The 357-nt window shown below is 41.7% G+C and carries 1 protein-coding gene; it reads left to right on the forward strand.

Translation table 11 applies throughout. The features are described from left to right. On the forward strand, positions 1-300 hold a 300-nt coding region (locus AC0QHF_RS26805), incomplete at its 5' end, for a hypothetical protein (protein WP_324707339.1). Positions 301-357: the final 57 nt, after the last annotated feature.

The raw sequence follows: 357 nt of genomic DNA on the forward strand, positions 1-357 counted from the left end.
GTTGCCAAAATAAAAAAATCGCGAATATTCCCATTATGTACGAAGTATATCACGAAGTCAAGGGCAAGGCAAGGGGTCGGGAAAAAAAACGCCGGTTTGGCAACAAAATTTAACATTTTTTTTTCGACCTGCGATCGCTTCTTTTTTGATGGGATTCGGTATGAACTCGATAATGCTCTGGGTGATTTTCACCACTCCAGACACTCCAGGACAGGGAGGGTTGATTTAAAAAAAATTGGGCTCGAAAAAAAAATTCGCCGAAGGGTTGACAGGGTGGCGGCCATTCCGATAAGATATTGACATCATGCTCCATAATGGGAGTGGTTGCCAAAATAAAAAAATCGCGAATATTCCCAT

It is taken from the genome of Lyngbya sp. CCY1209, from assembly GCF_055795065.1.